The organism is Pantoea sp. Taur (assembly GCF_009830025.1).
In the GTDB taxonomy this organism is placed as follows: Bacteria; Pseudomonadota; Gammaproteobacteria; order Enterobacterales; family Enterobacteriaceae; genus Pantoea; species Pantoea communis.
This window is the reverse complement of the sequence record NZ_SZZZ01000010.1, coordinates 126553-152483: the sequence shown is the minus strand read 5'-3', so window position 1 is coordinate 152483 and position 25931 is coordinate 126553. Positions and strand designations below refer to the sequence as shown.

The following is a 25931-nucleotide window of genomic DNA, read 5'->3' as shown; positions in this document are numbered from 1 at the left end:
TTCATTGTGATGGCAATCACGGATGATTTATTTAGGAATAGTCCCGCGCTCGATACGCACGCCAACGGTCGCTGCCTGGGCCACCGCGCCAGGTTTACCGACCTTGATGCGCACACCCGGCGTTTTGAAACGATTCATCAACAGATCGGCAATTTCTTCCGCCACACGTTCGACCAGGGCAAAGCGCTGGCCCTGCAGATGATTGAGGATAACCTCGGTGACATCGGCGTAGCTCAGACAGTCGTTCACATCGTCACTCACCGCAGCACGACGGTTGTCCCACGCCATTTCGACATCGAGCACCAGCTTCTGCTGCATGCCCTGTTCCCAGTCGTAAACGCCAATGGTGGTGAACACGGTGAGTTGTTCTATAAATACGATATCCATGATGTCAGTCTCTGTTTTTGGCTAAGCCGGATACCACTTCCGGCGGATTATGCGTATTATCCACGCTTATCGAGAACAAAACGACCCAAAAGGAACGGTACGAGGCTATGAGTGCTATCGCGCTTGGTATGATTATTTTCGCGTATCTTTGCGGCTCGATTTCCAGTGCGATCCTGGTTTGTAAACTCGCGCGTTTACCCGATCCGCGTACTGCTGGCTCCGGCAACCCCGGTGCGACCAACGTGTTGCGCATTGGTGGTAAAGCCGCTGCGGCTGCGGTACTGATCTTCGACGTGGCAAAAGGGATGATTCCGGTGTGGATCGCCTATCTGCTGCACGTTACGCCGATGTATCTCGGCTTAACCGCGATTGCCGCCTGTCTCGGCCATATCTATCCGGTATTCTTTCGTTTTCGTGGCGGTAAAGGTGTGGCGACGGCGTTCGGTGCGATTGCACCCATTGGCTGGGATTTGACGGGATTGATGACCGGCACTTGGCTGCTGACGGTGCTGCTGAGCGGCTACTCCTCGCTGGGTGCGATTGTCAGTGCGCTGATTGCCCCGTTCTACGTGTGGTGGTTCAAACCGCAGTTTACCTTCCCGGTTTCGATGCTCTCCTGTTTGATTCTGTTGCGTCATCACGACAACATCCAGCGCCTGTGGCGCGGGCAGGAAAATAAGATCTGGAAGCGGAAAAAGAAGAAATAAAAAAACCGGCGCGATGCCGGTTTTTTCGTTTTAGATAGCGGGCAATTCGGCCAGTGGCCAACGTGGCCGGACGCTGACGCCTAATCCACCGCGTGTGCCGCCTTTCAGCCGCACCATGCCAGCGTAGGCAATCATCGCGCCGTTATCAGTACAGAACTCCGGGCGTGCATAAAACACCTCGCCACCGCGCTTTTGCATCATCTCGGCCATACGCTCACGCAGCGTACGGTTGGCGCTGACACCACCGGCAATCACCAGACGTTTAAAGCCGGTCTGCTCCAGCGCGCGTTTGCACTTGATCATCAGCGTATCCACCACCGCATCTTCAAACGCACGCGCGATATCGGCACGCGCCTGTTCATCGCCGTTATGCTCACGAATGGTGTTGGCGGCGAAGGTTTTCAGACCCGAGAAGCTGAAATCCAGCCCTGGGCGATCGGTCATCGGGCGCGGGAATTTGAAGCGACCCGGCGTGCCCTGCTGCGCCATGCGCGACAGCATCGGCCCGCCTGGATAATCCAGACCGAGCAGTTTGGCGGTTTTATCGAAAGCTTCGCCAGCCGCATCGTCAATCGATTCACCCAGCAAAGTGTATTCACCAATACCCGTGACGCTGATCAACTGCGTGTGACCACCCGAAACCAGCAATGCCACAAACGGGAATTCCGGTGGATTCTCTTCCAGCATCGGCGCCAGCAGATGGCCTTCCATATGATGCACAGGCACCGCAGGCACATTCCACGCAAACGCCAGTGCACGGCCGATAGTGGCGCCCACTAAAAGCGCACCAACCAAACCTGGACCGGCGGTATAGGCCACGGCATCAATGTCTTTTGCGGCTAATCCGGCTTCTTTCAGCGCAGCCTGAATCAGCGGAACGGTTTTACGCACGTGGTCACGTGAGGCCAGTTCGGGCACTACGCCACCGTAATCGGCGTGCAGTTTGACCTGGCTATATAATTGATTCGCCAACAGACCGGACGCATCGTCATAAATCGCGATGCCGGTTTCATCGCAGGACGTTTCAATACCCAGAACTCGCATAGCTTTTATCACCCTCTTCTTGCGGCGCGCAGTGTAGCACAGGCGAATCACACGCTGGACGACTTTGCCAGGAAAAAGTGTTTTTCTGTCGCACAAAGAGTGCGCTATACTCCACGGCCTGAAAAAACCGGCAGCCGCGATGGCATATGTCTCTGTTGGTTCTAAATTGTTCATGGTGCTTTACAACTCGGCTACGGCTGGAGTAAAATGCTGCACCATTTTAAAAGTGCTGGCGCCGCAGTCAGCAGCAAAACCGAATTTATCGAGGTAAGAGTTACATGCCGGTAATTAAAGTACGTGAAAACGAGCCTTTCGACGTAGCACTGCGTCGCTTCAAGCGTTCTTGCGAGAAAGCAGGTGTTCTGGCGGAAGTTCGTCGTCGTGAGTTTTATGAAAAACCAACGACTGAGCGTAAGCGCGCTAAAGCGTCTGCTGTTAAGCGTCACGCCAAGAAACTGGCTCGCGAAAACGCACGCCGCACTCGTCTGTACTAATTTCTTTCGGAAGTTCGCTTCCGCCGCGTGTTAAACGCAGACAGAGTCAAGTAAGAGGCCGTGCTTTCCGAAAGGAAGCGCGGCTTGTTGCCGTTTATGAGCTGAAAAACCGGGGCTTATGGCTGGACGAATTCCACGCGTATTTATCAATGACTTACTTGCCCGCACGGATATCGTGGATCTTATCGATGCCCGCGTTAAGCTGAAAAAGCAGGGTAAGAACTATCACGCGTGCTGTCCTTTTCATAACGAGAAAACCCCCTCTTTCACCGTAAGCGGTGAGAAGCAGTTTTATTACTGCTTCGGCTGTGGCGCCAAAGGTAACGCCATCGACTTCCTGATGAATCACGATCGTCTGGATTTCGTTGAAAGCGTTGAGGAGCTGGCCACGCAACACGGCTTAGAAGTGCCGTATGAAGCGGGCAACGGCCCCAGCCCGATGGAACGTCATCAGCGCCAAAGTCTGTATCAGCTGCTGGAAGGCCTCGACGGTTTCTATCAGCAAAGCCTGCGTAACCCGCAAGCGACATCTGCACAAAATTATCTCGCCACACGCGGTCTCAGCCAGCAAGTGATCGATCACTTCGCGATTGGTTATGCGCCAGCAGGCTGGGATAACGTGCTGAAACGTTTTGGTCAGCAGAAAGAGGACCGCGAATCCTTGATGGAAGCGGGCATGCTGGTCAGTAACGATTCCGGCCGCACTTATGATCGTTTCCGCGATCGCGTGATGTTCCCGATTCGCGATAAGCGTGGGCGCGTCATTGGCTTTGGTGGACGTGTACTGGGCAACGATACGCCGAAGTACCTTAACTCGCCGGAAACACCGATTTTCCATAAAGGCCGTCAGCTATATGGCCTGTATGAAGCGCAAAAGAATCATCCGCAGCCAGCGCGTTTACTGGTTGTAGAAGGCTATATGGACGTGGTGGCGCTGGCGCAATTTGGCATTGATTATGCCGTTGCCTCGCTGGGCACCTCGACCACCGCTGAGCACATTCAGCTGCTGTTCCGCTCTACCGACACGGTGATTTGCTGTTACGACGGTGACCGCGCGGGGCGCGAAGCCGCATGGCGTGCACTGGAAACCGCATTGCCTTACATGAATGACGGTCGTCAGCTACGCTTTATGTTTTTGCCAGATGGCGAGGACCCGGACACGCTGGTGCGTAAAGAAGGCAAAGAGGCGTTTGAAGCGCGGATGGAGCAGGCTTTACCGCTCTCCACGTTTTTATTCGACAGCCTGATGCCGCAGGTCGATCTGAGCACGCGTGACGGTAAAACCAAGCTGGCAACGCTGGCGCTGCCGTTGATTAGCCAGATCCCCGGTGAAACTTTACGCATTTATATGCGTCAGAATCTGGGTAATAAACTCGGCATTCTGGACGATAACCAGTTAGACAAGCTGATGCCAAAGCAGGCAGAAAGAGGCACTGCGCCAACGGCTCCCCCGTTGAAGCGCACCACCATGCGCGTGTTGATTGCGTTACTGGTGCAGAATCCGCAATTTGCCGCCATCGTTCCTACGCTGGACGGGCTTGAGCAGTCAAAAATGGCGGGTTTGCCGCTGTTTGTGGAGTTAGTCAGTCGTTGTACGGAGAATCCTGGCCTGACGACCGGACAGCTACTAGAGTTATATCGCGGGACAGAATTTAGCCAGCCCCTTGAAACGCTGGCCACCTGGAACCACATGATAGTGGATGAAGAAGCAGAAGCCGTGTTCCAGGATTCACTGGCGAGTCTTTATGACTCAGCCCTTGAACAGCGCCTTGAAGCGCTTATCGCACGCGACCGTACCGAAGGCCTGAGCGCCGCCGAACGCCGCGAGTTCTGGGCCTTAAGCCAGGCATTAGCGAAAAAATAAGATTATTACCGGGTCAGAACTGTGAAGGCTGTGAAAGCACACATTCTGACTTGGGTGTACGGTTTTCGCTTTTTTAAGCCCACCGTACGAGGGCCGTCGGCGTCGAAGCCAGTTTCGTTACCGCCAGCGCGCAGTAACCGGAGCGTACTGAAGTACGTGAGGATTACGAGCACTGCCGGGGACGAAAATGGCGAGTAAGCCAGGCCCGAACAGAACTCAAGCGGCTTAAGTGCCGATATATGAAGGGTCGATACCCTGGCCGCGTTGAAGGCAGCGGCAAAAGAACAACGCCTTCACTGTTATAGTTGGCTCGCTGCCGACCGACACCAATCTAATTAACAGAAGTGTGGATACCGTCTTATGGAGCAAAACCCGCAGTCACAGCTTAAGCTGCTTGTCACCCGTGGTAAGGAGCAGGGCTATCTGACCTATGCTGAGGTCAATGACCATCTGCCGGAAGATATCGTCGACTCCGATCAGATCGAAGACATCATCCAGATGATTAACGACATGGGTATTCAGGTTGTTGAAGAAGCACCTGATGCCGATGATCTGATGTTGAATGAGAACAGTACTGATACTGACGAAGATGCCGCAGAAGCTGCCGCGCAGGTACTCTCTAGCGTTGAATCTGAAATTGGCCGTACTACTGACCCTGTGCGTATGTATATGCGCGAAATGGGTACCGTTGAGCTGCTGACGCGCGAAGGCGAAATCGACATCGCTAAGCGTATCGAAGACGGTATCAACCAGGTTCAGTGCTCAGTTGCCGAATACCCGGAAGCCATCACCTATCTGCTCGATCAGTACGATCGTGTGGAAGCGGGCGAATCTCGCCTGTCTGACCTGATCACCGGCTTTGTTGACCCGAACGCGGAAGAAGATATCGCGCCAACTGCCACTCACGTGGGTTCTGAACTGTCTGAAGAAGACCGTAACGACGACGATGAAGAAGACGAAGATGGCGACGACGACAGCTCTGACGATGATAACTCCATCGATCCAGAACTGGCGCGTGAGAAGTTCAACGATCTGCGCACCCAGTACGAAACCACCCGTACCGTGATCAAAGCCAAAGGCCGCAGCCACGCTGATGCCGTTGCAGAAATCAATAACCTGTCTGAAGTGTTCAAACAGTTCCGCCTGGTGCCGAAGCAATTCGACTACCTGGTGAACAGTATGCGCGTCATGATGGAGCGCGTGCGTACGCAAGAGCGCCTGATCATGAAGCTGTGTATTGAAATCTGCAAAATGCCGAAGAAGAACTTCATCACCCTGTTCACCGGCAACGAAACCAGCCCAAGCTGGTTCAAAGCGGCGCTGGCCATGAATAAACCCTGGTCAGAGAAACTGCTTGAAGTTGAAGATGATGTGACGCGTTCACTGCAGAAATTGCAGCAGATTGAAGAAGAGACCGGCCTGACCATCGAGCAGGTTAAAGACATCAACCGTCGCATGTCGATCGGCGAAGCCAAAGCGCGTCGTGCGAAGAAAGAGATGGTTGAAGCGAACTTGCGTCTGGTTATTTCTATCGCGAAGAAATACACCAACCGTGGTCTGCAGTTCCTCGATCTGATTCAGGAAGGTAACATCGGCCTGATGAAAGCGGTTGATAAGTTTGAATACCGTCGTGGTTATAAGTTCTCAACTTATGCGACCTGGTGGATTCGTCAGGCTATCACCCGTTCTATCGCCGACCAGGCACGTACCATCCGTATTCCGGTGCATATGATTGAGACCATCAACAAGCTCAACCGTATTTCGCGCCAGATGCTGCAAGAGATGGGCCGTGAGCCAACGCCGGAAGAGCTGGCTGAGCGTATGCTGATGCCAGAAGATAAGATTCGCAAAGTGCTGAAAATTGCTAAAGAGCCGATCTCTATGGAGACGCCGATTGGTGATGATGAAGATTCACATCTGGGCGATTTTATCGAAGACACCACGCTGGAGCTGCCGCTGGATTCTGCTACCTCAGAAAGCCTGCGTTCAGCCACCCACGACGTGCTGGCGGGTCTGACTGCGCGTGAAGCGAAAGTCCTGCGTATGCGTTTCGGTATCGATATGAACACCGACCACACGCTGGAAGAGGTTGGCAAACAGTTTGACGTTACCCGTGAGCGTATTCGTCAGATCGAAGCCAAGGCGCTGCGCAAGCTGCGTCACCCAAGCCGCTCCGAAGTGCTGCGTAGCTTCCTTGACGATTAATCCTCGTTAAGACGAAAAACCCCGGCTCGCCGGGGTTTTTTATTGCCTTCAAAACGGCGTTAGCCCTTTTTCCTGCATCATTTTGCGCGCTTTGTCGCTCTGCAAATACTTCACAAACTGCGCCGCCGCCTGCTTCTGCTGTGTGCTGCGCGTAATCACCGCGCCGTATAGCGTATCCTGCTGCACCGCTGGCGGAATCAGTCCGACGATGGTAATCCCCTTCACCGCCTGCAGCTCGCTGTTCTGCTGGAAGCCCAGCTCCGCTTTACCTTGTGCCACCGCTTCACCCACCGGTGTGGCGGGGATCACGGACACTTTGCTGGCGGTCTTCGGCCCCAACTTCAGCTTACTCAGCATCTTGCCTTGAATATATTTGCCGCTGGCACTGTCTGATATCGCGATGCTGGAGGCTTCCGTGAGGACCTGTTTGAATTTCGCTACCGTGCTGATATCCGGCGGCGTCATGCCCTGCTTCACCGCCATCGCGATATAAGAGTGCGCCAGCACCTTATGGCTGCGGCTATCCACAAATTTGGCCTGCTCCAGCGGTTTGATGGCGTAATCGACCATCACCAGCACATCGGCATTATCCTGACGTTTCAGACGATTAGGGATCGCCTGTGGCGTATCGCCCATCGAGGGCGCCGCTTCCAGCTGCAGAGTATTGCCAGTTTGTTGCTGATAATCCTGCTTCAGGCTCTCAATCACCGGATACATGCCACCGGAGCTAAATACTTTCAGCGTCTCTGCCTGTGCCGTCTGTTGCGCCATCACCAGCAGCGCCACTAACGCGATTGTGCGTTTCATCTTCCCTCTCTTTATTTGCCATAAAGATTTGGGTTTAGTCAGAAACCGCAAATTGAACAACTTTAGGGCCGCGTTAAGCGGAGCACGCTCACGCGTTATTCTGTAACCAATCATGAAGTTGGCGATAAGCTGTCGCCATCTCCTCTATCGTCGCGCGGTTCAACCCGCTGGGATTGGGCAGCACCCACAGGCTCGTTTCGCCCAACGTTTGCGGCTGCTCGCCTCACTCTACTTTGCGCTGTCGGAACGCTTTCTGGAACGCATCCTTACCCAGCACCGCCAGTGCACGCGGCTGATAGCGTAAGATCTTCTCCTGCAAACGCGCCCCACCATCGCGTAGCTCATCACCCGCCAACTCGTTAGCCTGAATGGTGGGACGCTCAACCAGCATGGTGATGCCACAACCTGTTTCCAGCAGCCGCTGCTCCTGTTCCGGTTTCAGCAATTCGCGGGTAAAACCGGCCTGATGGATCACCTTCCAGAAGCGATTCCCCGGATGAGCAAAGTGGAAGCCGGTGTGCGCCGATGACTTGCCCGGATTGATGCCACAAAACAGCACCTGCAAATCCGGTGCAATAATGTCCTGAATATCGTGCTCGCTCATGCACTCTCCAATCCTGCGCGCTGTTTCACCGAGCGACGGCTAACCGCCAGCATATTGCGCGCTTCCTCATCATCCGGACAGGCGCGCGCCAGCGCCACCGCACCGACCATTTCGGCCAGCATACTGGCGGCGACATCATCAGCCTGAGGATGGTGCATTTCATTGAGTGCCTGCGCCAGCCGTTGCCGCACCGCATCACGACGTTGCGAGAACAGCGTGCGTGTTTCAATCGGCAGATGGGCAATCTCACTCACCAGGGCAGGCATCGGGCAGCCTTCTCCCGGCGTGTTGCGATGATGCTCAGAGAGATAGTTATCGATCAGTTGTGTCAGTCGCTCGGCTGGATCTTTCAGACTGATAATCGCAGCGAAGCGCTGCGCCGAATCGGCAAACATCTCGGCAATCACCGCTTCAACCAGCGCTTCCCGCGAATCAAAGTGCGCGTAGAAGCCGCCGTGAGTTAAGCCCGCGCGCTTCATCAGCGCCGCCACGCCAATACCTTCAGTGCCGCATTCACGCATCACCACTGCTGCCTCATCCAGTATGCGCTGCCGCGTGCGCGCCTTGTGGCTCAGCTTTTCCATCTCTCACCATCCTGCTCATCGTTAATGGCAATCAGTGTAATTATTACGATCATCATATTCCAGCTTGACGAAAAATATGATGATCGTCATATTAAGTTCCATCAGATATGACAACCATCATTTACAGGAACCGACCATGACACAACAACTGGCTTTGATTACCGGCGCATCCAGCGGCATTGGTGCAACTTACGCGAAACAGCTGGCCGCACGCGGCAGCAATTTGATTCTGGTGGCGCGTGATGCATCGCGTCTTAACCAGCTGGCGCAGTCGCTGCGTGACGCGCACGGCGTGGAAGTGAGTGTGCTGGCGGCCGATCTGACGCGCACTGAAGATTTGCAACGCGTGGCGCAAACCCTTGCGGACAACGAGCGGATTACGATGCTGGTGAACAATGCCGGGATGGCAGTTGAAGGCGAGTTCGTCGCGGGTGATATCTCGCAAATACAAACCATGCTGACGTTAAACATTGTGGCTCTGACGCAGCTGGCACATGCAGCCGCGCAAGCATTCCGCCGCCGTGGTACGGGAACGATTGTGAATATCGCTTCCGTGCTGGCACTGGTGAATGAAATGGCGAATGGTGCGTACAACGCCAGTAAGGCCTTTGTGCTCTCGCTGACGCGCAATATGCAGCGTGAGCTGGCGGAGAGTGGCGTGCGTATTCAGGCGGTATTGCCGGGCTTAACCCGTACCGAAATCTTCGAGCGCTCGGGGAAATCGGTTGATGACCTTCCGGCTGAGAGCGTGATGGAGGTTGAGGATTTGGTGGCTGCGGCACTGCGCGGGCTGGATAGCGGTGAGCTGATCACCATTCCTTCAGTGGAAGATCTGGGACTATGGCAGAGCATGGAGAGTGCTCGCTTCGCCATCCTGCCGTTTATCTCGTTGAATAAGCCGGCTTCGCGTTATTTATGAGATGTGAGTGGTGATTGAGATGAGGTGGAAGGATAGCCTTGTCTCAAAAACCTGCTGAGGTTGTGGGCTGATTGAGCGATCTTAGGGGGTGGGAAGGGATTTTTGCTTGGAGATCAAGGAGTCAGAGATTGTTCTAATTTTCACCAACCGATTGGTGAACGCTGGATCACCCCTCCGAGATACTTTATAATCCCCGCTCCGCTGGCCCCTTAGCTCAGTGGTTAGAGCAGGCGACTCATAATCGCTTGGTCGCTGGTTCAAACCCAGCAGGGGCCACCAAATTTATCTTTAAAATCATGTAATTAAGTCAATTCATCTGCAATTGAATGTCCCCCTTTTGTACCCCTACATTTTTTTGTGCCTTCACAGCTACATTTACGCACGCCAAACTGAATGAAACTGAAACGCAGCGCTTTGAATGCGCATCCTGTAATCTCATTATTGACCAGCTCGTTGTCGAGCTTTACTGAACTGTTCAACTTTTTGCTGAACCACATCTGAGGAATGTGCATCAAGGCGTTCGCCAAATGCCTCATCTGACCTTTTTAAAAGGGCGATTTCTTTAGGAATAAATTCGCTTCCCCCTTTTGTTTTGTCTGTTAATACTAGATTTCCCCCTTCCAACTTTACCTCAACAACTGCAAATAAATACTTTTTACCCATAATAATTTCATAGACATATCCAACGCCCGACTTTCTGAAGGTGTTTTTGTACCCTTCCAATAAAAAGTAGTCCGTAATTTGTGGCGTTGCTCGAATAAATTCCCGGATAGCTGGGGTTGAAATTATTCCATCGAACTTACCATCATAAACATTTAAATCCATCGTTGTCTGATCGTCGTTTTCAAGCCATTCATTTGCTGAAATAGAGCCTTCATTGTCATTTTCAGTTCGTGATGACCATGAGCCACTCATTGAAGGCGTTGATAAATACCATCCTTCAACCAGATTATAATTTCTCTTAACTAAATCTGAATCTACTGTCACAATCGTAAAAATAGCCCCAACAATAGCAGCAATAATAAAATACCACTTTTTAATTAATTCCATTCCCAAACCCATAAAATATTTAAATTATTAAATAACTATAAATTAACAATCCTAACCTTTCTACCTTGACTAATAATAGGCGTCAAAATAAATGATCTTCACTATGCATTGCTTTATCATCCGAAGAGAACATTTTACGCTCCTTCATTTATAAATTAGGTCTTAATCAAAATTGAACTATGGTGAATGGTTTCTGAGTCATTGCATTTCAAATAAACCTTATGTAGCATTTCTAATTCACACTCGTAGTTAACAATGCTGTTAACATAATCCGCCAGACTTGTGACTCCACTTTTAAAAAAATCGGACTTGATTTTATTACTTAAGCGTTCATCAATTGAATACTTATCATCCTGAGAAGAATATTTAATTGCTAAAAAAACCACATTATTAGATATTAACATTTCAGACGGCGATGACAACTCAATAAATTTCGCGCTACCGTTAAACTTATCTAAAGACCGCTTGTTGATATTAGCATTACGAATAAATGAACAACGGGAGTTTGAAAGGGAACTGACTATCTGTTGAACTGTAAAACCCATTTCCAAATAGCTGAAACACATTAATAACACTAGCAGACGATCACTCACTTGCGTTTCATAAGTGATATTATTATCATCGCTAAGTTTAATATATTTGTTGCCATGCGCAATAGCATTGCGGAAGCGCTTAATTAATTTAAAATCTTCATCCGTGAAACCAATGATTTCTTTCAAATCATCATTCATTTGGGTCATTAAAAAATCATATTTACCTTGCAATGTTCTCTCGAAAGATCTTTTTACTCCCATAACTCTTTCTTTAATTAAATAATAAACTTCACTATCAGTATCACTGAGATTTAGGGAAGATTCAAAGCTATCTAAAGTCTCCTTTATCTTAGTTTTTAACTGATTAAATATGTTTTCATCCATTAATCCAGTTTTAGCTGGCGTTGTATGACTGGCAAACATTTCAAGAACAATTATTCTAGATAGAATCTGATATTCCCAAACGCCTCTATACTCATAGGAAGTCGGAAGTCTATTCCAAATTTCCCTAAAAGAAATTTTAGAAAAATAGTTTGTGAATATGTCACCCCAAGCGTCATCTCTAATAATATCAATATAATTTTTGAATGCATGGTGTTTATCACTTAGAGGCTCCTGGGAATCTAATGCAGAAGGAAAATATAAACTTTTAAACCTTGCACGATTGGAACTCAAATACGTATTAACGCTTTGTATTGAAATAAAAACCCCAATTAATAATGAAAATAAGTTTCTAATCTCATGACAAAGCTCACTAGCTTCATTTAGCCCTAACAAACCACTATTTTTCTTGAGGATAATGCTATATTCTGTAATGACGCTGGTTTTCAAAGAACCTTCACTTTCAAAATCAATCCTTCGATTATTTTCTATACTATAACTGACACCATTGAAAATGAACTCTTCTCTGAATGAATCCACACTTATATCGCAAGAGATAAGATCGCCATCGTTCTTAAACGGCTGAATTTGCTCAAACCATGTAGATAACCCTGTAAAAAAAATTTCTAAAGTATCAAATTCAAATTCACTATTTCCCAAAGATACATAATTACAAAAAATCGTAAGGTCTCTAACCTCTACAGCGTGCAGTGTTAAGCTGACATTTGAATCTCTGTCTCGGCAAATAATGTTATCTTGACCAGAACTAATGCTTTTCAAACTTAAAGACAACTCTTTTGAAAATTCATCAAAACTTAAATGTGGAATAGTCCCCTTACCAAAACTTAAAGTTCCAGTAAAACTTTCATCATTAATTGAGACGATGACTTTAAATGTTAGAAGTTTGAAAAAATCAAATGATTTATTAGCCACTTTATTATATCCTTATTATAAAATAATTTACCCTAGTAAACATACGCAGCCTGCTGCGCTTAATTCTTATTCGAAAATGGTTCATCTGCAATAGGCAACTATTCCAGTTTACCAATTCCATTTTTTGAACCGTACATCCCAAAACTCCCCCCGCGTCCAAACATGTACCTTTTATACGCCGCAAGCTTCAATCCAGAATGCATCTTCTGTGAGATTTTCACCACATGCCATAAAAAAAATGTGCGCCGTTGATGGAAATCTTCTTCATTTTATTGCCCTCACACAAACCCAAACTCAATATATAATAACAGTGTTCTGATTTACATGTTTAAAGATTCCCTCTGCGCTACGAAATTCCCCAACTCCCTGCCACAGCTGGATTTTGTTGGGTAATGGGTTCAACCGAATGAGACTCATTTAAAATAAAATATGCGACATAAAACATAAAATATCCTTTATTTTCATAGCATTGCTATTTAATTAAGATCCATTCAAGATCCACAAAACTGAAAATCATTAGAATTCTTCTAATGTTTTCATATAGCGAACCCAAGCAGAAAGCCAGCAGCGACACGCTCTGGCACATCGGTTTGTAGGAAAATAAAACTAAAAAACTTTTATAGTGCAAAACCCGCAGGCTGGTGCGGTGTTGCGCCTTTGGTGAGTTAAGCAATTATTTTGCCCGGCTGGGTCGTAGCCAGTGCCACGCTATGCGCATGATCCTCTTGAAGGGGGAAGTTGGGCAGGTCCGATGCTTGCGCGTCTCTCTGCGCCGCTGATGGTGGCTGATGGCAGGCGAAAAAAAACGCTTTATTAACGTGTCTTTCGGGGTTACGGCTTAGCCTACAGCGGGTGAATACTTCTTGCGTAATGCGGTGGTTTTCTGGCCACTCTGCATAATCTCAGCACTGTTCGTAGGCTGTTTCGTTGGCGGGTGCTTATGTCTGGCTAACTGGTCAGCTAGTAGCTGCACAGGTTCAACCGTATAAAGTATCAGCTGTGCCACGTTTATCTCTTGTGACCCAAACCATACCCTAGGCGCAATTATCTCCTGACGCGTCCGGCAATGCTTTTACGCAACTGACAAACCATTTCTGACAGTTCCTTTCCCAAGGTGACCGACGCACTTACCGTGATGTCGGTTTAAACATCCCCCCTACTGTAGCCAGCTGATTACCCTTTATGCCCGTAATTAAATTCCCGGTTGTGGCATGCTTAAAATAGCACCTGCCAGCAGTGTAGCCTTTCCCTGTACTGAAGTTTTATAGGTGAGCTTGATGATGGTTTCACGGCTGACAAGTTCGCGCGACTCGGTCTTGGCTCTCACCTAACGCGCCATCGATGCTTAACGAATGGCTTGATAGGTCTTCCGCTCCCAGTCTGCCGCCTGCATCACGCACTGTGATATCTCTTCGCGCTGCAGTTGCAGCTGCAGCTGATCGCCGGGTTTGACGTCCAGCAGGCTGGTGCCATCCGGCACAGTTTGTCGCACAAACGGCTTGTCCGGCCTTCCACAGTTTAATCCCACTTCAATCAGCGTTCCTTCCGGCGGCAACTGGAATATGCCCGAATCGTTACCCGCCATTGGCACGGAAAGCCAAACAGCCGGGCAAGCTGGCGTGGTTCCGCCCGGCTTACGCCGCGCACGGTTAATTTAAAGCTGGCGTATTTCAGGTAACGTGCTACGCCGGTTAAATGAATGGACCGCACCCAATTCTCTAGAGAACGTGCGAGAGTTTAAAATCAGTGAATCGGAGATGGCATATCTGACCATTGAGAAAATTAGAACCCTCCTCGCCGAATGTGAGAACAGCCGTTCTAAGGATTTAACTACAGTTGTGAAAATCTGCCTGGCAACTGGTGCACGATAGAGTGAGGCTGAAATCCTGAAGGGTAATCAAATCCGCGACGGTCAGATTATCTACGTGAAAACTAAAGGCAAGAAAAACCGAACGGTGCCGATAACTAAAAAATTACAGGCTGATCTGCCATCCAGTTGAAAAGCGCACTTGCTCTTTAAACCTTGTTACTCAGCCTTTAGAAAGGCCATGCAGCGCGCCGGTATTGAAACACCTACTGGTAAGCTTACGCATGTTTTGCGCCACACCTTCGCGTCTCATTTAATGGTGAATCTCGGCAACATCCTTGTGCTTCAGCGGATTTTGGGGTACACGAATATTAAGGTCACGATACGGTATGCGCACTTTGCTACTGACCACCAATCAGAAGCGATGATGCTAAATCCGCTAAATCGACTAGATGAGTTTTAAGACTACATTATCCGCCACATCTACGGCGACATAAATTAACAATTACCAGTAATAAAATATAAAATATCAGAGAGGATAAGTTCATCATGGATAATGAAATAAAAACATCTCAAGATCTTAAGATAGAAGAATTTCTAGTCAGAAATAATCTTACAAAAACTGACTTTGAAAAAGCCAATATAAAGTGGGCAGAGCTCTTAAAAATCGGCATATCTCATTCAGAAAACTATGGCTACTTAAAAGAAACGGCAGTTATGCTATCTTCGGTCTTTCAACAGGTGAACGAAGTGCATTCGGTAAGGTGGCGAGTCAAAGACCCCGAGCATCTTATGGCTAAAATAATTAGAAAGCGCAATGATAAAAATGAAAAGTATAATGAAATATGTGATGAAAACTACACCAAAATCGTTACTGATTTAATTGGAATAAGAGTCCTACACCTATTTAAGGAAGATTGGCGGCCGATTCATGGCTTCATAAAATCTAAGTGTAAGTTATCAGAAAAGCCTGTGGTGTATATCAGAAAGGGGGATGATGAGGCGCCGGATGAATTTAATAGTGAAGATTGTGAAATTAAGATCCATAATGCAGGATATCGCTCCGCACATTATATAACCACTACGCGTCCAATGATGGAGGATATCTTCACTGAGATCCAAGTCAGAACTATATTTGAGGAAGGATGGAGTGAAATTGATCATAGAGTACGTTACCCTAATTTTTCTGATAACGAACTTTTGAATTATTTCCTAATGATATTCAATAGATTCTCAGGTAGTGCCGATGAAATGGGTTCTTTCGTTCTATCTCTAAGGGATACCATTGAGTTAATGGAACTATCAAAAATTGAGATTTCAAAAATAGAAAATGAAAAAGCGGAAAGTTTAGCAAAGATTGAAGAACTTGTTGCCAAATTAGACACTGAACAGAAGAGAGCAGGTAAAGCGTCTAATGAACTTTCAGAGCTTAGAAAAGAGATTAACATTCTTAAAATGAATGAATCAGCGAACATAAGAAATAACTTTAGAAAATCAATTGATACATCTAACATTAAAAACTTAAATTCGAATTATGAAAGTTCCTTTGGAACGAGAGTTAACAGTAGAGAAAAACCCAATCCTTTTGATGATAACTTGCCACACTATTTAAACTCAAGGATAAATGAAAAATTGACAACACTTATGAAATCAAGCAATAGCAGACAGCAAAAAATGCTTTTGGAAGTGTTAGGGAATAACCCAATTTTACAATCAATAGAATTGGAAAATGTTAATAATCTTAAAAAGCGATCAGATTCTGCCATTGGTCGGTTGAGCAAAGTTAAAGAGGATGATTCGATATTGAAAATAGAAAAACCGAAAACAAACAAAAAATCTAATGGTAGGCTGAAATAAATAGTATTAAATAATAGTATCAATGTATATTTTCACCAAACAGAGATCACCCTGAGATAGTCAATTATTGACATCTGAGCCATGTTGGCAGCAAAGTGGCAGCAGAGCGCAATGCGATGTGCCACTTTTCATCACTATTCATTCTAGAAAAAACAATTAAATCAGTAAATTACTTATTTACCTCGCTTCAAATTGGGACTCATAATCGCTTGGTCGCTGGTTCAAACCCAGCAGGGGCCACCAAATCTTCCTACATTTCCTAAAAGCTTTCGCAACATCATCAACCACTTGATAGCTCACTCGAATGCCCATTCGCGTGAAGAAATTCTATTGTTCGGTTCTTAACAATCTTAACCCATTCTTCAGCTGACAATTCCCATCGCTCGGGTGCGAACTCGCCACGATAACGCGCTATAAATACGTCGTATCCATCGGACTGCTCTTCGATTTCAATCAGATTTGCTAACAACATGCGCTGATTGAATGGCATTGAGGTAGATAAATAATCATCGAGTAAATTATCGAACTCACAATTTTCATCAATCAAATCACAATCCTGCCCAAAATGAGCGATTACCAAAGTATCGATTTCACAAGGCTTAAGAATGTTAGTATCCATTTATTTCTCACATAGTAAGGCACACGGATATAATTAAATTTATTTTCAATCAAAAATTTGAGTTCAAACTAAGCTGTCTCATTTATCTAACCTCACTATTATTTATTCCTGCAAGCAGTTTACTTACACCAGAAACGGTAATAATAGCTAACACAACAGCAAAAATGCCAAAACATATAAGTAGAGAAAGCAGAGGATTGACTATTCCGCCCAAGCTAGTGAAATCACTCAAACGAGCAAGCTGTCCAGAGGGTAAAGTACGAAGAATGATCTCCGGTATAATTAGAAAATAGATAATAACAACCAAGACATAAATAAGCGTTTTTTTTGTTTTCTTCATCTTCTTTCTTGCCCTTACTTACGAACATGATCAAAAATTGGGTATAGGATACATCATGGAGCGAAGGTATGTCACAAACCTATTTATAGCTGAAGATGCAGTCCAATAAGCAGCTGGCGATCGCGCTAACTCATTCATTAAACCAGATCCATGCAGATCAGCTGTCTACTATAGATATGTTCAAGATGGGCGCACAGCGGCTCAGCAACTATGGTTCATGCTTTGTACCTAATGAATATTATCGCAGCTCATGCCGTGATACATGGAGAGAGGACAAAAGGTTAGTTCTGGCGTTAGGTGAGATCTATAAAAGAAAAGATGTCGCATTAGATATGGTCGAAATATATTTTCGTAAAACCTTCACAAAACTTGGCGTTCAAAAAAGCAATAATCTCGTCTCTCACATCCAAAAAATGTTAGGGATCGCGGCCGAACATGCTTCAACAAAATCGAGCAAAATGGCTTTATCACTGACGATTGCCAATTTAGTGCTCGGCAGCGCCGACTTCAAGAAAAAGCATATCAATCTCGTTAACTCATTTTCTACATGGTTTGTGAATGGCGCTACGCTTTATGCCAAAGCGCAAACGGCTGCCTCTGCGGCTAACAGATTAAAATTTCAAAATCCTGCTTATTATCAAGCTCTATCAAGAGAAAATATTGAGATGCTTTACTTCCTCATTGAACCGCAAATGTCTGAAATCATTTATCAGGTAAAATCCGGTGATAACAATGAAGAAAAAATTGCAGATGCTTTATACGAGATTTTGAAAAAATGAAGAGAGCACTTTTGTGGTTACTTCAGTCACTTATCTACCTCATTCCCCTCGCAGCCGTTGTAGCAGGGATCTACATTTTCGTCCGCTTTATGCCAAATTACGCAGCCTTCCTTAGCATATCCTGGGTGATCGTTGTTTCCTTCATCTACATCAAATACAACAGATGGTATTGAATATCTCCAACACCATCTGTCAGCACCCTCTTTTAACACCCAACCCAAATCATCGGTGATAGAGCCACTCAACTTGAGAAGACCGGTAAATCGTAACCCAACCCATCACTCCCCTTCCAACCCACAAACCTGCCACCGCACTGAACTCACGCCCTTCTCCAGACTAATCCGTCCCACCAGACTCTCCAGCTGATCCGTCATACTCGGTTTACCAAGTACTTCCGCATTGACCTCCATGCGATGCGGCGGGTTCATATCTTCGCTGTGCAGTGATTGCAGACGTAATCCGCTGCCGCCGAGGCTATGCAGCATCAGACTGCGCACCTGCACTTCATCTTGCGCCAGACAGATAATCTGCACTTTGTAGTGCTGCACCACTTCTTCCGCAGGCACCAGGCTCTGGCGATTTATGCCCTGCGCCAAATCGCGCAGCAGAATATTGGCGCACAGAATCACCATGCAGCCAATCGCCGCTTCCAGTAGCAATCCCATGCTGCACAGCACGCCCACGGCGGCGGTGCACCACAGGGTTGCGGCAGTATTCAGGCCGCGCACGTTAAGGCCGTCGCGCATGATCACCCCGCCGCCGAGGAAGCCGATGCCAGAAACCACATAGGCCGCTACGCGTGAGGCATCGGTGGCGATGCCGGGTACGCTTTGCGTCATCAAAACAAATAAACAGGCGCCAGTGCTGACCAGCGCATTAGTGCGCAAACCGGTCATACGTTGGCGAAGCTGGCGCTCGCTGCCAATCAGCGCGCCCAGAACCAGCGCGACAGTGACGCGCAGTAAAAAGATTTTCCAATCCATCATAAACCTCACTCCGCTGCTTCAGGCAGGCGGAACTTCAGGGGGTAATAAATGGATTACAGCCGGTGCCGCTGCCGCTGAAATTCAGCAGCATCACGCATAAAAACAGGGGGAGATTCTGGAAGGAAATCCACCGTCTTAACGCACGGTTAAGACAGCGTTGAAGGCTATCTTACCGCAGGGACCTTTTGTAATCGTTCGGGACAGGTGTCCAATGCAGTTATCCTCTTGGGTAAAAATTCGCCGGGATTCTAAACCTCGTATCCTGTTATGGCTACTCCAAATAGCGCTTTCGTTTAGGTTGGGTTAAAGACTTCGCTATCGGAATCCCCAACCTGTTGATGCCTTTTATCACCGTGCTATCTTACCCACTCGCTATACCGCAATCGGATCAAGACCAATGGCAAAACAACGTGTAGGAATCGTGTTTGGTGGCAAATCGGCCGAGCATGAGGTGTCGTTACAATCAGCGAAAAACATCCTCGAAGCCATCGATAAGAGCAAATACGAGGTGGTGCTGCTGGGCATCGATAAACAGGGTGAATGGCATCTGAATGATGCTTCCGGCTTCCTGCTGAATGCCGATAACCCGGCGCTGATTGCCCTGAATCGCTCAGGTGAAAACGTCGCGCTGGTGCCGGGCAGTGCTTCGCAGCAGCTGATCACCCGTCAGCAGGCGCAGCCACTGTCACAGCTTGATGTGATCTTCCCGATCGTGCACGGCACCCTGGGTGAAGATGGATCACTGCAGGGCTTGTTGCGCATGGCGAATCTGCCGTTTGTCGGATCGGATGTGCTGGGCTCAGCGGTGAGCATGGACAAAGATTTCACCAAGCGTTTGCTGCGCGATGCGGGCTTAAAAGTCGCGCCGTGGATCAGCGTGACGCAGGCACAGCGCGCACGTCTGGATGCGCAAGCCGTGATCGATCAGTTCGGATTACCGCTATTTATCAAGCCCGCCAATCAGGGATCGTCTGTCGGTGTCAGCAAAGTGGATCATATCGACGATCTGGCGGCTGCGCTGGATCTGGCCTTTACCTTCGATCGTAAGGTGCTGATCGAGCAAGGCATCAAAGGCCGCGAGATTGAGTGTGCGGTGCTGGGTAATGATGAACCCGAAGCCAGCCCGTGTGGCGAAGTGGTGGTGCATGATGCCTTCTATTCGTACGACACCAAATACATCAGCGCCGACGGTGCACAAGTGGTGGTGCCCGCCGCCATCAGCGAGCAAGCCAGCGAAGCAATTCGGGCCGTGGCGATTCGCGCGTTCCAGGCGCTGGAGTGCTTTGGTATGGCACGCGTTGATGTGTTCCTGACCGAGAGCGGCGAGATCGTGGTGAACGAGGTGAATACCCTGCCGGGCTTTACCAATATCAGCATGTATCCGAAGTTGTGGCAGGCGGCAGGATTAAGCTACAGCGATTTGATTACGCGCTTGATTGAGCTGGCGCAGCAACGCCATCAGCAGAGCAGCAAGCTAAAAAGCAGCGTTTAATCTTCACGTTCCGGGTGCGCATGAATGCGCACCCTACAACGGCTAAACAGGTTTGTCATTGATGGCGATCGAAACAAATTAGCGCCAGGCAGTTGTGAGGTTGTCATCAATGGCGACCGAAAAAACCAGCACCAAGCCATCGTAAGGTCGCCATTCACGGCGAACAAAACAACCCAGCATCAAGCCATCTGATGGTCGCCACTCACGGCGACCATCACGCACTTCACGCCACGTCATTCACCATGCTTCGCGGCTCCATCGCTGGAGAAGTTTGGTTACGGCCATTGCGTTTCGAGAGGTAGAGATTTTTATCCGCTGCCGACACCAGACGGTTAATCACGCCCGGCCATTCCCGCTCACTCTGCGCACTGCCGCGCGCCAGGCCTAAACTGGCGGTGACCGTCACCGTGTTGCCCTGAATCCAGAACTTCTCTTTGACCATCGCCTGACGAATCGCTTCGGCCAGTTGGTAAAGTTGCAGATGGCTGTAGTCGAACACCACCACCACAAACTCTTCGCCACCAAAGCGACACACCATGCCGCGATTGCCCACCACGCGTTGCATACGGCGCGCAATCTCTTCCAGCACGCCATCACCGGCATCGTGGCCAAAGTTGTCGTTAATCGCTTTGAAATAGTCGACATCCAGCATCACTACGCCCGCTTCGCGCTGTAAGGAGAACGGCTCCTGTTTCAGGCTTTCATACAGGCCAGAACGCGACAGCAACTGGGTGAGGAAATCGAAATTCGCCCGCAACGCCAGACGATGATTGAGCTGACGAATCGCATCCATACTCACTGCCACCAGCAGCGGGCTGAGGGCCACCGTTGCCACACCCAGTCGCGCCGAGGTGAGGTGGCTGATCGGCAGCAGTGCGTCATCGCCCTGAATATTCATTACGCCATGGGAAACGAGAACGATCTCAGTGATGCCGGTAATCAGGATCACCAGGCTTGTAACAGGAATCGGTAACACGATGGCGCACCAGATCAGCGCCGGCACCGGGAAGGTTAAGCTACCTGCCCCGCCAATCATCGCCCCCATGGTCAGTGACAGCACCACTGCCGCCAGCGGCAACAGTTTGCCGGGATGCAGCAAGGTGCGCGGTGAGACGTTGCGCAAGGAGCGCGCCAGCATCACCGGCAACAGCATCAGGGAAGTCGAGAACTGCTCGCTAAACCAGTCGCCCCACGCCACCACAAAGCGCGCGTTGAAATCGATATCCTGCGCCCATGCACCCCAGGTGGCACAGGCGGCGGCACCGAGGAAACAGGCCGGGAAGATGCGCATGGCGTTGAACACCTGGCTGTTGGCCGAAGGTGGCTGCAGGTGTTTGATCAACATGCTGACCGAAACGAGAATAAACAGGATATTGGCGAAGTTTACGGTTACCGCAGGCAGCGCCCAGCCGGAGAACACCGTGTCGTTAAAAATCATCGCGGCAAAGCACACCAGATAGCTGGACGTGGTATGCAGGAAAGGATTTCGCACCATTAAACCGGCAATCAGCGCGTTCACCGGCCAAAACAGGGAGAACTCCTCCGGAATGCGCAGATGACTGCCAATAAAGCAGAAGAAAAGCGTAATCAGGAACAGCGAGAGTGCATTCTTTTTTAAATTATTCTCAGCAAACAGCTTAACGCGCATACGTCTGAACCCTGTAACCTGGAAATCGCTGCCTCTTGCCCACGGGCATCAGCAAGCATTTAACCTGAAATAACTGTGCGATGATTCGGCAATTAAGCGAGTGTTCGTCATCCTACTCTGCGACTGGGCGGCACTCAATGCGCCGGATCGGCGAGATGTGAGCGCGCTAGCAGGGTTGAAACCCGAGAAACAAGGATGAGAGCTGCTGCAATTATGCCCTGCAAATAAAAAAATCGGATATCCGAGATATCCGATTTTTACGTGAAAAACCAGTTTTTCAGCAAAGCGTTATTGCTATTTAACCGCAACGGGCCACTGACTCAGACGAATACCACGATCGCGCGCGTTTTCGCCGAAATCCTGTAGTACCGCTTTGACGTCCGGATCCAGGTACTCGGCGTTATCGTGATCAACAATCACCGTGCTGTTTTCCGGGATCTCCGCCAGCAATCCCTGCAGTTTTGGGTTGTGCATAAAGGTGAGGTTTTGCTGGAAGCGCAGCACGTAGTGATCGTCATAGCGGGTAAGCTGCAGCGCGTTGCGGTGGCTTTTGTAGATGCTATACAGAATCTGCGTGGCGATACCGATACCAATCCCCGCCAGCATGCCGAACACAATAATGCCGCCGATGGTGGCGAGGAACGGCACGTACTGCTGAGCGCCCATGCGGAACTGCTCAATGAACAGACGCGGCGTTGCCAGCTTATAGCCGGTATACAGCAAGACAGCGGCAAGGCTGGCTAGAGGAATGGCGTTGAGCAGATCGCTGAACCACAAGCCGCAGATCAGCAACAGCGCGCCGTGGATCAGAATCGACAGTTTGGTCTGCGCCCCGACGCTGACATTCACCGAGCTGCGCACAATCACCGCCGTAATCGGCATCGCACCAAGGAAACCAGCAGTCAGGTTGCCGATGCCCTGTGCGAACATCTCTTTATTTGGCGAAGGTGCCGGATGCTGCGGACGCAGTTTTTTCAGCGCCTCCTGACTCAGCAGCGTTTCCAGGCTTGCCACCAGCGCCAGCGTCACGGCAACCACCCAGACTGAAGGATTTTGCCACGCCAGCCAGTCAGGGGTTTCCAGCTCCGCCGCCAGCGCTGACAGGCTATCAAAGGCTGGCAACGCAATACGCGGTAGCCCTTCCGCCAGGCTCGGGAACAGGCGATCGCCAAACACCGTCGCCATGCAGCCGAACAACACGGCCACCAGTGGGCCCGGAATCCAACCAAGCAGCTTGACCGATTTCACTATTGGCGTGGTCCACAGCCAGAGAATCAGCAGACCGATGCCCGCCACCAGCATCGCACTTAGCGAAAACTGAAATCCGCCATTCACCAGCGACACCAGCTCAGCATCACCTGCGGCACCGAAGGCCACCGGGATCTGCTGCATAATCAGCAAAATACCGATCGCCGCCAGCATCCCTTTGATCACACTGCCCGGCACCAGCGAAATGAAGCGACCGGCTCGCAGCAAACCAAGCAGGCACTGCAGCACGCCCGCCAGAATCAGCGCGGTGAGGAAAGCGGAGAAGCTGCCTAGCGTCTGGATCGAGGCCACCACAATGGTCACCAGACCTGCCGCCGGGCCGCTGACGGCAAAACGCGAGGGACTCAGTGAAGTGACCAGCAGGCCGCCGATCACCCCGGTGAGCAATCCGGCAAACGGCGGTAAACCGCTGGCCTGCGCGATGCCAAGGCACAGCGGCAGCGCCACCAAAAACACCACCAGACCGGCGGGAACGTCCTGACGCAGCGTGTTAAGGTTCATGGCACCGATTCCTTTGCAGATTGCTGAGTAAGCTCTTTCAAATGACCCGACTGCAGGTCATACACGCAGCCAAACACTTCCAGCGATTGCCCGGCTTGCCAGGCCTGTCGCACTGGCTCACACGCCACTAACTGAGCAAACTGGGCGATGACGTTGGCTTCGACTAAGCGGTTGAGCTTACTGCTCTCCTCTTCCTCAGCACTGGCGTGATATTCCACCAGACCTTGTTGCAGGCTACTGCGCAACGCAGCGATGCGTCTTGCCAGCGCCGAATCCTCTTTTGCCAGCGGGCTAGCGGGCAACCCCAGCGCAGCCTGCACGCCGCCGCAGCCGTAGTGGCCGCACAGGACAATGCGCTCCACGCCGAGGTAGAAAATCGCGTATTGCAGCACGCTCATCAGGTTATCGTCATCGGTCACCACCATATTGGCGATGTTGCGATGCACAAACAGTTCGCCGGGATGCGAGCCAGTCAGCACTTCGGCAGGTACGCGGCTATCGGAACAACCGATCCACAGCGAATGCGGTTTTTGTTGATGCAGATATTGTTCGAAATAATCTGGATTACGCTCGCGGCGCTGTAATGCCCAACTGCGATTTTTCGCTAATAAGGGTTTAAGTGTCGTCACAATTATCTTCTCTCTACGTCCAGAAATATCGATTTCAGGCTAAGTCACAGGGTTTTAAACGCCGCTAAGACGATCGATGGAGTATGAAAGCAGAGCTTCCTCACATAAATTGTTTATAGCTGCTAATGCTTGTGGTTGCACAATCAATATTTCCGTGCACAACAAAATCGAACTCCCTGTAAAATAAACGTCAGGAAGTGTCGATTAAAAGTAATTTAATGCAAGCCGAGAGAATTGATTAAAAAACAACATTTGTTATGTGAATCATGTAATTAATCTGAATATTAAATTATGCATCTGGAATGAATCGACAAAAATATACACGCAGTCTTTTCATGCCTTTGCACTAGTATGGTGAATTGAATGATTTGAGTTGAGAAAAATCTTAATTATAAAATTTATGATTGGAGTCATTCACTGGGTAAATAGCAGAATAGCGATATTTTCCGCCAATCACTTGCCTGTAATTAAGCAAGAGATCAGGAAAATAATAAGGAGAATAATAATGACGATGAAAAGTAAATATCACTGGCCCTGAATTAAAATCACCGCGCCTGCCGCAACAGGCGCTAATTCGCTTGACGAATTATTTACCGTTCCACGCTTTCATACGCGCTTCACGCACCTGCAGCTGCTGTTCCGGCGTCAGTTTGTTGTAGTTCTCCGCCATGCCACTTTCCCAGTCACCGTACAGCGGATTAGGCAGCACGATAAACTGCGTACCAAAATGCTGATGATTGAGGTTAACGAACTGCTGACGCTGTGCATTGCCCTGATGCCAGGTCGCGCCACCAAAATCATTCAGGTTATCGCCCACGTACAACACCACGTTATATCCGGCGTTTTTAATCGCATCGAAGCGCTCCTGTTTATTGGAGTTCCCGGTGCTAAGACGCACGGTTTTGTCACTCACGCCGCTGAAGCCCAGCTTGTTGAGGTTGTCCACCGTCGCGGCGTAATCCTTCTGGTCGCGGTTCGAGACGTAGAACAGGGTGCCGCCGTGGCTGTTGACGTAGTTGGCGAACTCCACCGCGCCCGGCACGGCGGTGGCCTGACGCGCCTGAGTCCAGGCTGACCAGGTTTTGCCAGAGAACGGCTGGCCGTTTTTCGCCTGCCATGCGCTATAGGCACTGTTATCGATCATGGTTTCATCGAGATCGACGATCACCGCTTTCGGCTTGCCCGCCAGCGATGGCGCAGCATCAAACGCCATGCGCGCAGTGTTAAATGCCTGCCAGCTTAATGCCTGATACTCACCGGACTGCTGGAACCAGTTCACTGCCAATACCGATTGCTGGCCGAGCTGCTGCTGCGCCTGCTGTTTGGCCGGTTGCGCGCATCCTGTTAGCAGCAGCGCAAGAATGCCGGACGCTGCCAGCAAAGAGGTGTTTTTCATCAGATCATCCTTAAGTGATTATGGTCAGTTTGTGTAAAGCTTTAAAAATGTAGCAGTTAACGTAAGCTGTGGGCAGAAGAAAGCTGCCGCCCTGTC

The 25931-nt window shown here is 49.4% G+C and carries 23 protein-coding genes, 1 tRNA gene and 2 pseudogenes; 10 read left to right on the top strand and 16 right to left on the bottom strand.

Going from position 1 to position 25931, the window contains the following annotated elements; translation table 11 throughout:
- Positions 1-27 precede the first annotated feature (27 nt).
- A complete protein-coding gene (gene folB, locus FD744_RS15225) occupies positions 28-387 on the bottom strand; it encodes a bifunctional dihydroneopterin aldolase/7,8-dihydroneopterin epimerase (RefSeq protein WP_034828354.1) in 360 nt (119 codons plus the stop codon).
- A 107-nt stretch (positions 388-494) separates the two neighbouring features.
- On the opposite strand from folB, the gene plsY reads away from it, so the two are divergent.
- Positions 495-1094 (top strand): glycerol-3-phosphate 1-O-acyltransferase PlsY, encoded by a 600-nt coding sequence (gene plsY, locus FD744_RS15220; RefSeq protein WP_034828352.1) that lies wholly within the window; start codon positions 495-497, stop codon positions 1092-1094.
- Between the two features lie 30 nt (positions 1095-1124).
- Here plsY and tsaD read toward each other — a convergent pair whose 3' ends face one another.
- A complete protein-coding gene (gene tsaD / locus FD744_RS15215; RefSeq protein WP_160868628.1) occupies positions 1125-2138 on the bottom strand; it encodes a tRNA (adenosine(37)-N6)-threonylcarbamoyltransferase complex transferase subunit TsaD in 1014 nt (337 codons plus the stop codon).
- Between the two features lie 278 nt (positions 2139-2416).
- Here tsaD and rpsU point away from each other — a divergent pair, with 278 nt between their 5' ends.
- From rpsU to rpoD, 3 genes are all read left to right on the top strand, one after another.
- A complete protein-coding gene (gene rpsU, locus FD744_RS15210) occupies positions 2417-2632 on the top strand; it encodes a 30S ribosomal protein S21 (protein ID WP_001144069.1) in 216 nt (71 codons plus the stop codon).
- 118 nt (positions 2633-2750) lie between these two features.
- On the top strand, positions 2751-4496 hold the full coding sequence (gene dnaG / locus FD744_RS15205) for a DNA primase (RefSeq protein ID WP_160868627.1): 1746 nt from the start codon (positions 2751-2753) through the stop codon (positions 4494-4496).
- A gap of 360 nt (positions 4497-4856) precedes the next feature.
- Entirely contained in the window at positions 4857-6701 is a 1845-nt protein-coding gene (rpoD, locus tag FD744_RS15200; protein WP_034828348.1) for an RNA polymerase sigma factor RpoD, read from the top strand.
- A 48-nt stretch (positions 6702-6749) separates the two neighbouring features.
- Here rpoD and FD744_RS15195 read toward each other — a convergent pair whose 3' ends face one another.
- From FD744_RS15195 to FD744_RS15185, 3 genes and pseudogenes are all read right to left on the bottom strand, one after another.
- Entirely contained in the window at positions 6750-7508 is a 759-nt protein-coding gene (locus FD744_RS15195) for a substrate-binding domain-containing protein (protein ID WP_160868626.1), read from the bottom strand.
- An 88-nt stretch (positions 7509-7596) separates the two neighbouring features.
- A pseudogene (gene mug / locus FD744_RS15190) lies at positions 7597-8112 on the bottom strand (G/U mismatch-specific DNA glycosylase).
- A complete protein-coding gene (locus FD744_RS15185; protein ID WP_160868625.1) occupies positions 8109-8696 on the bottom strand; it encodes a TetR/AcrR family transcriptional regulator in 588 nt (195 codons plus the stop codon). Before FD744_RS15185 ends, mug begins: the two are co-directional and overlap by 4 nt.
- A gap of 136 nt (positions 8697-8832) precedes the next feature.
- Here FD744_RS15185 and FD744_RS15180 point away from each other — a divergent pair, with 136 nt between their 5' ends.
- A complete protein-coding gene (locus tag FD744_RS15180) occupies positions 8833-9615 on the top strand; it encodes an SDR family oxidoreductase (RefSeq protein WP_160868624.1) in 783 nt (260 codons plus the stop codon).
- Between the two features lie 203 nt (positions 9616-9818).
- Positions 9819-9894, top strand: a tRNA-Ile gene (locus FD744_RS15175).
- Positions 9895-10053: 159 nt separating this feature from the next.
- Here FD744_RS15175 and FD744_RS15170 read toward each other — a convergent pair.
- The 3 genes from FD744_RS15170 to FD744_RS15160 form a co-directional block, all read right to left on the bottom strand.
- Positions 10054-10665 carry a hypothetical protein gene (locus tag FD744_RS15170; RefSeq protein ID WP_160868623.1) on the bottom strand — a complete coding sequence of 204 codons (612 nt, stop codon included), beginning with the start codon at positions 10663-10665 and terminating at the stop codon, positions 10054-10056.
- 155 nt (positions 10666-10820) lie between these two features.
- Entirely contained in the window at positions 10821-12512 is a 1692-nt protein-coding gene (locus FD744_RS15165; RefSeq protein ID WP_160868622.1) for a hypothetical protein, read from the bottom strand.
- Between the two features lie 1345 nt (positions 12513-13857).
- On the bottom strand, positions 13858-14097 hold the full coding sequence (locus tag FD744_RS15160; protein WP_160868621.1) for a hypothetical protein: 240 nt from the start codon (positions 14095-14097) through the stop codon (positions 13858-13860).
- A gap of 48 nt (positions 14098-14145) precedes the next feature.
- Between FD744_RS15160 and FD744_RS15155 the strand changes: the two are divergent.
- Together FD744_RS15155 and FD744_RS15150 are read left to right on the top strand one after the other, a co-directional pair.
- Positions 14146-14782, top strand: a pseudogene (locus FD744_RS15155) (tyrosine-type recombinase/integrase); the annotation flags it as partial.
- 86 nt (positions 14783-14868) lie between these two features.
- Positions 14869-16176 (top strand): RelA/SpoT domain-containing protein, encoded by a 1308-nt coding sequence (locus FD744_RS15150; protein ID WP_160868620.1) that lies wholly within the window; start codon positions 14869-14871, stop codon positions 16174-16176.
- Positions 16177-16456: 280 nt separating this feature from the next.
- Here the strand turns inward: FD744_RS15150 and FD744_RS15145 are convergent, their stop codons facing one another.
- Positions 16457-16795, bottom strand: a complete 339-nt coding sequence (locus FD744_RS15145; RefSeq protein ID WP_160868619.1) for a contact-dependent growth inhibition system immunity protein — start codon at positions 16793-16795, stop codon at positions 16457-16459.
- An 82-nt stretch (positions 16796-16877) separates the two neighbouring features.
- Complete coding sequence (locus FD744_RS25370) at positions 16878-17135, bottom strand: hypothetical protein (RefSeq protein ID WP_202403524.1); 258 nt, start codon at positions 17133-17135, stop codon at positions 16878-16880.
- 95 nt (positions 17136-17230) lie between these two features.
- Between FD744_RS25370 and FD744_RS15140 the strand changes: the two genes are divergently transcribed.
- Positions 17231-17914: a hypothetical protein gene (locus FD744_RS15140; protein WP_237449397.1), complete on the top strand. Its 684-nt coding sequence runs from the start codon at positions 17231-17233 to the stop codon at positions 17912-17914.
- 278 nt (positions 17915-18192) lie between these two features.
- Here the strand turns inward: FD744_RS15140 and FD744_RS15135 are convergent, their stop codons facing one another.
- Positions 18193-18897, bottom strand: a complete 705-nt coding sequence (locus tag FD744_RS15135) for an MgtC/SapB family protein (protein ID WP_034828565.1) — start codon at positions 18895-18897, stop codon at positions 18193-18195.
- 400 nt (positions 18898-19297) lie between these two features.
- Between FD744_RS15135 and ddlA the strand changes: the two genes are divergently transcribed.
- Complete coding sequence (gene ddlA / locus FD744_RS15130) at positions 19298-20392, top strand: D-alanine--D-alanine ligase (protein WP_160833713.1); 1095 nt, start codon at positions 19298-19300, stop codon at positions 20390-20392.
- 78 nt (positions 20393-20470) lie between these two features.
- Here the strand turns inward: ddlA and FD744_RS15125 are convergent, their stop codons facing one another.
- The 5 genes from FD744_RS15125 to FD744_RS15105 all read right to left on the bottom strand — a co-directional run bounded on the left by FD744_RS15125 (position 20471) and on the right by FD744_RS15105 (position 25835).
- Positions 20471-20629, bottom strand: a complete 159-nt coding sequence (locus tag FD744_RS15125; protein WP_160868618.1) for a hypothetical protein — start codon at positions 20627-20629, stop codon at positions 20471-20473.
- Entirely contained in the window at positions 20616-22040 is a 1425-nt protein-coding gene (locus FD744_RS15120; protein WP_160868617.1) for a GGDEF domain-containing protein, read from the bottom strand. The genes FD744_RS15125 and FD744_RS15120 overlap by 14 nt, the downstream gene beginning before the upstream one ends.
- 294 nt (positions 22041-22334) lie before the next feature.
- On the bottom strand, positions 22335-23810 hold the full coding sequence (locus FD744_RS15115; protein WP_160868616.1) for a SulP family inorganic anion transporter: 1476 nt from the start codon (positions 23808-23810) through the stop codon (positions 22335-22337).
- Positions 23807-24445: a carbonic anhydrase gene (locus FD744_RS15110; protein ID WP_160868641.1), complete on the bottom strand. Its 639-nt coding sequence runs from the start codon at positions 24443-24445 to the stop codon at positions 23807-23809. Before FD744_RS15110 ends, FD744_RS15115 begins: the two co-directional genes overlap by 4 nt.
- A 580-nt stretch (positions 24446-25025) precedes the next feature.
- On the bottom strand, positions 25026-25835 hold the full coding sequence (locus FD744_RS15105; protein WP_034828310.1) for a 5'-nucleotidase, lipoprotein e(P4) family: 810 nt from the start codon (positions 25833-25835) through the stop codon (positions 25026-25028).
- Positions 25836-25931: the final 96 nt, after the last annotated feature.